This is a genomic window from Flavobacterium sp. GT3P67 (assembly GCF_004349155.1).
GTDB lineage: Bacteria > Bacteroidota > Bacteroidia > Flavobacteriales > Flavobacteriaceae > Flavobacterium > Flavobacterium ranwuense.
In genome coordinates, this window is the sequence record NZ_SMLF01000011.1 from 118,112 (window position 1) to 125,930 (window position 7,819).

General features: G+C 35.3%; 2 protein-coding genes. Both read left to right on the forward strand.

The window, feature by feature from the left end; translation table 11 throughout:
* Positions 1–971 precede the first annotated feature (971 nt).
* Positions 972–7,307 (forward strand): gliding motility-associated C-terminal domain-containing protein, encoded by a 6,336-nt coding sequence (locus tag E0H99_RS15880; protein ID WP_131997842.1) that lies wholly within the window; start codon positions 972–974, stop codon positions 7,305–7,307.
* 160 nt (positions 7,308–7,467) lie between these two features.
* Positions 7,468–7,819 (forward strand): PorP/SprF family type IX secretion system membrane protein (locus E0H99_RS15885; RefSeq protein ID WP_131997845.1); only part of this gene is annotated, 352 nt, incomplete at its 3' end.

Consider the following 7,819-nt stretch of genomic DNA (forward strand, 5'->3'; position numbering starts at 1 on the left):
CCTTCCTTAACTTTTTTATAATAATATTTTAAAATTATTAGGGTTAACTTATTTTAAAACTAAATAAATGTTAAAGTTTTTAATTGAAAAAATGCTTTTTTAATTAAAAATTACACTTCAACGAGTATTTAGGTTACTGGTAGAAAAAAAAAATCAATCTTGCTAATTCTTTGTAATTTTGATTGTATATAATAAAAGTCTGTTAAACATCTAAAAAACAGATAATTGCTTTACGAGGAAAAGATTCTTTAACCCCAAAAAAGAAAGCTTTCATCCCTGAAAAAAATTTAGAAATACACCTAAATTTTTAGACCTAAATTTTGAAATATAAATCTGGAACTGATTCAAAAAAATTAAAAAATAGACTTTTTAATTTTTCAAATTCGATGAAAAAATCAAGCAATACTATTTACTCGCAAAATTCTTGCCGTTTGACAAATCATTGCATTTTTAACTAAAATAGTTGAGTATCATGAAAAAAACTTACTCCAAAACAAAAACCAGGTAGTTCAGCTTGCTCCTATTCTAATTTCCAAACCAAAACGCCCCCCTCTATAGTCAATAATATTAGATGATATTAAATATTTCTATACATTATAATTAAGACTAAAAAACAATACCACAATCGTCAGTTTTATAAATAATAAATTAAAATTTGATTGTATGAATTCAAAAATTACTTTCCTTTTACTAGCTTTCTTCATGTTTGTTGGTAATCTAAATTCTCAATTCGACGTACAAAAGCATTGCAATGACCTAATATCCATTTTAGGATTTCAATCAAGAAAAGTTTTCTATTGCAGTCAACTAATGAGTTACTTGAGAGCATATTCAATGTACATTATTTCTGATTTTTTTAGGTATGAAAGTTCAACAAGAACTATTTATCCATCAAATTGTACAACAATTTTCAAATATGAATTTTGCTATGTATAATCATTTCACTTTCTAACGATTTAAAACAAATCAATATGAAATCAACTTTTACTAATTCGACAAGGCTATTTGCTATTTTTTTATTAACTTTTTTAAGCTTTCCATTGGTCACACTTGCGCAAATTGGTCCAGGTATTGCTCCCGTTAATTCCCCAAGTGGAGGATTTAATGTTGATGGAACGCTTATTGCAAATTCAGCCACGGGAGATTGGACGGACGGGACGGGTACTGGCGGTTTTATACTTAATAATTCAGGTGGCGCTTTAAATACCGGAACTTCTTATCACCTGTATGACCTGTATAACGCTTCTGCTGATAACATTTTTGGTGGAGGAGATAAAGTAGGCGACAATCCAAACAGTTGGACATCGACATCCGGTACAGCCAATGATAAAACTGACATGAATAACGCATTGATCCATTTAACTACTGATTCAAATGGAAATGTATGGGTTATTTTTGCAGCTGATCGTCTAAGTAACAATGGAAACGCTTATGTTGATTTTGAATTTCTTCAAACGCCTATGACTAAAACAACTACTGGTTTCGCTACTTCGGCACCAGCTTCAACTGGCGGAAGAACATTGGGTGATTTTTTATTAACAGTATATTTTGAAAGTGGTATTGCTAAATTTGACATTCAACGATGGGAACTTAATGGAAGTACATGGGAATATAAAACCTATTTTTCAGCTCTACCGCTTAACTCCGTATTTGCGGCAGGAAATACAAGTAATATTCCTGTACCTTATCAAGCATTTGGGGTTAATAATTACCCTCAAAACACATTTATTGAATCAGCAGTAAATTTAACAGCAGTATTAGGAGCAATTGATCCATGTACAAGTCTAAAAATAAAAACTGTTTTTGTTAAATCTAAAACTTCTACATCATCTACTGCAGCGATTAAAGACTTTTTTAATCCAGTTGCTATTGATAACCTTACCCTAGGAAGTGCTGATGCAGGAGATGATGCTACTGTTTGTTCAGGATTGCCATATACGCTTCAAGGATCAGCAGTTCCTAGCAATGGGTATCAAGTTATATCCAAAACTTGGTCAGTTTTAAGTGGTTCCGCTACCATAAATGACCCAACAAATCTCAATTCAAATGTTAGCATCACTGGAACTGCAGCAACATTCCGACTTACAGTTGTTACTGGTCCTATATCTGGTCCAGGATCACAATGTACAGTAACTGATGATGTAACTATAACCGTTAATCAGCCACCCACCTGCTCTATATCAGGTTCAGATGGTCCATTATGTCCTTCATCTTCTTCTAATATTTATTTAGCTTCAGTCAGTGCTTCTTATACATGGAGTATTTCAGGAAACGGGTCAATAATTGGAAGTACAAATTCTCAATCGGTTTCAGTAACTACTGGTTCCGGTTGTAATGCAACTTTCTTGTTATCATTAATAATTACTGATGCCAATGGATGTACCTCAACTTGTACAAAAACTGTTACTATAGTAGATAATACAGCACCTATTATAAGTACTACTGCTGCATCCCTAAATCAAACACTACAATGCAACAATACAGCTGGTATAACTGCTGCTTTAGCGTTATCTCCTGCAGCTACAGATAATTGTACTCTTGCTCCAACTAAGGTTTTAGTAAGTGATACTACAACAGCTGATCCGAATTGTAACAATGCTTATGTAAGAGTGCGTACTTGGAACTTTACTGATGGTTGTGGAAATACTTCTGCTAATTTTATACAAACCATTACAGTGATTGACAATACCATTCCAGTAGTAAGTACGACTGTTGCTTCGCTAAATCAAACACTGCAATGCAACAATACTGCAGGTATAACTGCTGCATTAGCGTTATCTCCTGCTGCTACAGATAATTGTACTCTTGCTCCAACTAAGGTCTTAGTAAGTGATACTACAACAGCTGATCCGAATTGTACCAATGCTTACGTGAGGGTGCGTACTTGGAACTTTACTGATGGTTGTGGAAATACTTCTGCTAATTTTGTTCAAACAATTACAGTGATTGATAATACAGCTCCTATTCTAAGTACAACTGTTGCTTCGCTAAATCAAACATTACAATGCAACAATACTGCCGGTATAACTGCTGCATTAGCGCTATCTCCTGGTGCTACAGATAATTGTACTCTTGCTCCAACTAAGGTCTTAGTAAGTGATACTACAACTGCTGATCCTAATTGTAGCAATGCTTATGTGAGAGTGCGTACTTGGAACTTTACTGATGGTTGTGGAAATACTTCTGCTAATTTTGTTCAAACTATTACAGTGATTGACAATACAGCTCCCGTTCTAAGTACAACTGTTGCTTCGCTAAATCAAACATTACAATGCAACAATACTGCCGGTATAACTGCTGCATTAGCGTTATCTCCTGGTGCTATAGATAATTGTACTCTTACTCCAACTAAGGTCTTAGTAAGTGATACTACAACTGCTGATCCTAATTGTACCAATGCTTATGTAAGAATCCGTACTTGGAACTTTACTGATGGTTGTGGAAATACTTCTGCTAATTTTGTTCAAACTATTACAGTAATTGACAATACAGCTCCAACTTTTAATGAATCATTACCATCTAACATAACCGTAGAATGTAAAGCTATTCCAGTTGTAAAAACATTGACAGCTACAGACAATTGTGGTATTGCAACAATTAATTTTTCTGAAACAGAAACCCCTGGAAATTGTCCTGGTTCTTCTACTATTTTAAGAACATGGATAGCTACTGATTCTTGTAATAATAAAACTACGCATACTCAAACAATAAAAGTTCAGGATACAACAGCTCCAACTTTTACAACCCCTGCAAACATAACACTTTCAAGTGATGCAAATTGTCTTGCTGACATTAGTACTAATTCAACTGGAACAGTAACAAATATTCAAGATAATTGCGATTCTAATCCATTAGCTACCTTTGTTGATTCTGAATGTTTTGGAAGTTCGGATGAACAAGAAATAAATGCTGGAACTGGAAATTATTTTCCTTTCACCATATCTGGTTTTGACAATTTAACGGCCGCTAATATTGAAAAAATTAGTTTGGCATTCGAAACAAATCAAGGTAAAGGTAGAGCTGAATTTATTTTAGTTGCTCCAAATGGTCAAGCAGTTAAATTAGTTGGACCTTATTGTGAAGGAGGAGAATGTGATAATGCATCATCAAATACTCAAGAACTATATTTACCTGTTTTTTACCCTAATAATTCAGGTTATACAAAATGGAATAATAACGATTTTATTCAAGATGGAATTAGTCAAAACTTAATACCAAATGGAGAAATTACTTCTTCAAATAGTATTCTTGGAGTATCTTCTTTTGTTTCTAGTTTTGAAGAATTTACAGGGTCTATGAACGGCACTTGGTTTATATATTCAAAAAAACAAGCTAATGTAAATGGTAGTGTTAAATTTAAAAGTGTTTGTTTGAAACCTACTAGTCTTTGTATAGGAAATAAAGTAATTTCTAGAACTTGGACAGTAACCGATGCCTGTGGAAATAAAGCTAGTTCAACTCAAACTATTAAAATTATAGATACTAATTCTCCAACTTGGATTACTGCAACTGATGCTTTAAATACCTCAATCGAATGCAATAATCCGGAAGCTTTGGCAACTGCCCAGTCACTTAATCCAATAGCAAAAGACAATTGTGATACGGATGTTTCCAATATCACTAAAGTAAGCGGTGCGTTTGTAGCTTCTTCTGAATGTGCCAATGCAGGAACCTATACCAACACTTGGACTGTAAATGACGATTGTGGAAACACTTCAGCTGTATTTACTCAAGTGATTACCATTCAAGATACTAGTGCTCCAACTTGGTCTACTCAAGCAACGGTTTTAAATACTACTGTAGAATGTAGCGATATGGAAGCTTTGGCAACCGCTCAAGCGTTATTCCCTACTGCAACTGATTTATGTGATACTAATGTAACTAATGTCATTAAAGTAAACGGTACGTTTGTAGCTTCTTCTGAATGTGCCAATTCCGGAACGTATACCAATACTTGGACTGTAAATGACGATTGTGGAAACACTTCTCCTGTATTTACTCAAGTAATTACTATTCAAGACAAAACGGCTCCAACTATTAATGTCATTGCTTCAAATATAACTGTTGAATGTGATGGACAAGGGAATCAAAATTCCATAAGCAATTGGTTAGCAAATAATGGTGGAGCAACAGCTATAGACGATTGTTCCGATGTAACTTGGACTAATAACTTTAATACACTTTCTAACGACTGTTCATCTGCAGTAACTGTAATATTTACCGTTAAAGATGCATGTGGAAATAGCTCTTCAACATCAGCTACGTTTAGTGTAATAGATACGACTGTTCCTATAGCTCCTGAAGCTCCAGCAACTATAACCGTGGCTTGTGCCACAGACGTTCCTGCAATAACATCACTTACAGCAACTGATAATTGCAATAGTGAAATCACTGCTGAAGGAATTGATGTAATTGTTCAAGGTGACTGCCCGAACTCATTTGTTATTACAAGAACTTGGAGATTTACTGATGCTTGTAGCAACTCATCTTCTACTTCACAAATCATTAATGTAATTGATACTGTAGCACCCGTAATTAATCCACTGCCTGAGGCAACAACTATTTCTTGTCCTACTTTGCCTGTATTCGTTACGGCTACTGCAACTGATAATTGTGGTTCGACTGTAGCATTAGCTTTTGAAGATAAAACTATAAATGGTCAATGTGCTGGTTCTTATTCTGTAACTAGAACTTGGACTGCAACAGACGCTTGTGGAAATGCTGCTACGGCTTCACAAACCATAAATGTTCAAGATACAGCTGCTCCAATTATTACTGCTTTACCGGAGGTGTCAACTATTTCTTGTCCTGCAACGCCTGCATTTACTCAAGCAACTGCAACTGACGGATGTGGTTCGACTGTAACTTTGACTTTTGCGGATGTAACTACAAATGGTCAATGTGCTGGTTCTCATTCTGTAACTAGAACTTGGACCGCTACTGATGCTTGTGGAAATGCTGCTACGGCTTCACAAACCATAAATATTCAAGACACAACTGCTCCAGTTATTGCTGCATTACCGGGAGTTTCAACTATCTCTTGTCCTGCAACGCCTGTATTCGCTCAAGCCACTGCAACTGACGGATGTGGTTCGACTCTTACTTTGACTTTTGAAGATGCAACTGCAAATGGTCAATGTGCTGGTTCTTATTCTGTAACTAGAACTTGGACTGCTACGGATTCCTGTGGAAATGCTGCTACGGCTTCGCAAACCATTAATGTTCAAGATACAACTGCTCCAGTTATTGCTACATTACCGGGAGTATCAACTATCTCTTGTCCTGCAACGCCTGTATTCGCCCAAGCCACTGCAACTGACGGATGTGGTTCGACTCTTACTTTGACTTTCTCAGATGTGACTACAAATGGTCAATGTGCTGGTTCCTATTCTGTAACTAGAACTTGGGCTGCTACTGACACATGTGGAAATACTGTTACGGCTTCACAAACCATAAATGTTCAAGATACTGTTGGCCCAACAACCGCCTCTCAGTTCAGTTCAACTATTAATGTGAATTGTGATGTAATTCCTGCTAAACCTGAACTTGTATTTGTAGACAATTGTTCTACAGTTTCTCCGGCTATTTTTACTGAAAACATCATAAACAGAACCGAAAATTCTTATTCGATCGTAAGAAAATGGTCTGTATCTGATGCTTGTGGAAATGCATCAGAGTTTATTCAAATCATCAATGTTACTATTCCTAATAGTATTGTCACTATAAACAGCTCAATTTGTAATGATGGAGAAATCACAACAACCAATCTAAACGATTTATTACCTGTGGGCACTCCTACAAACGGAACTTGGATTGATGTAAATAATTCTGGCGGTTTACAAGGAAGTATTCTTAATGCTTCTGGTCTTTCAGCAAGAGATTATATTTTTGAATATAAAATTAATGACGCAACTTGCCCTAGAACGATAAGAGTTACAATGACTGTGAATACTGGTTGTGGTGGTATTGTATTAGCTTGTGGAACGGTATTAGTTCACAACGCTTTTTCTCCAAATGGAGATGGAATCAATGAGGTATTTGTAATCGACAATATTGATGATACCGTATGTTATCCTGATAATACTGTTGAAATTTATAACCGTTGGGGTGTATTGGTTTTTGAAACCAAAGGATATAACAATACCGATAAAGCCTTTAAAGGGTTCTCTGAAGGTAGAGCAACTATTAGTAAATCATCAGGATTACCTGCCGGTACTTACTTTTACATCTTGAATTATACTTCGGTTGATAATGATGGAAAAATTATAATGAATAAAAAAGACGGGTATTTATACCTTACTAAATAATCAAATTTTATGCCTGAGGACTTTTTGTTCTCAGGTATAATAACAACAACTGCAATAGCCCTATTTCAACTAACTGATAACAGTTATCAAATTTATCAATTGATCTGCCGGATTCTTACAAATCAGTTTGATAGATAATTTAAAATAATAAACAGCTACTATGAAAACAAAACTATTCTCTTTCGTTTTGATGTTTACAGCCATTGTAAGTTTTGCGCAACAAGATGCGCAATTTACGCAATACATGTACAACACAATAAATGTTAATCCCGCTTATGCTGGGTCTAGAGGCGCCTTAAGTATTTTTGCCTTACATCGTACGCAATGGGTAGGATTAGATGGTGCTCCGGTGACTAATGCCGTGTCTGTAAATACTCCCCTTAACGCAACTAATTTAGGATTGGGGGTATCAATTATAAATGATAAAATTGGGCCAACTACTGAAAATACAATATCGGCTGATGTATCTTACACCGTTCCAACTTCTGAAACTTTTAAGCTATCTTTTGGTA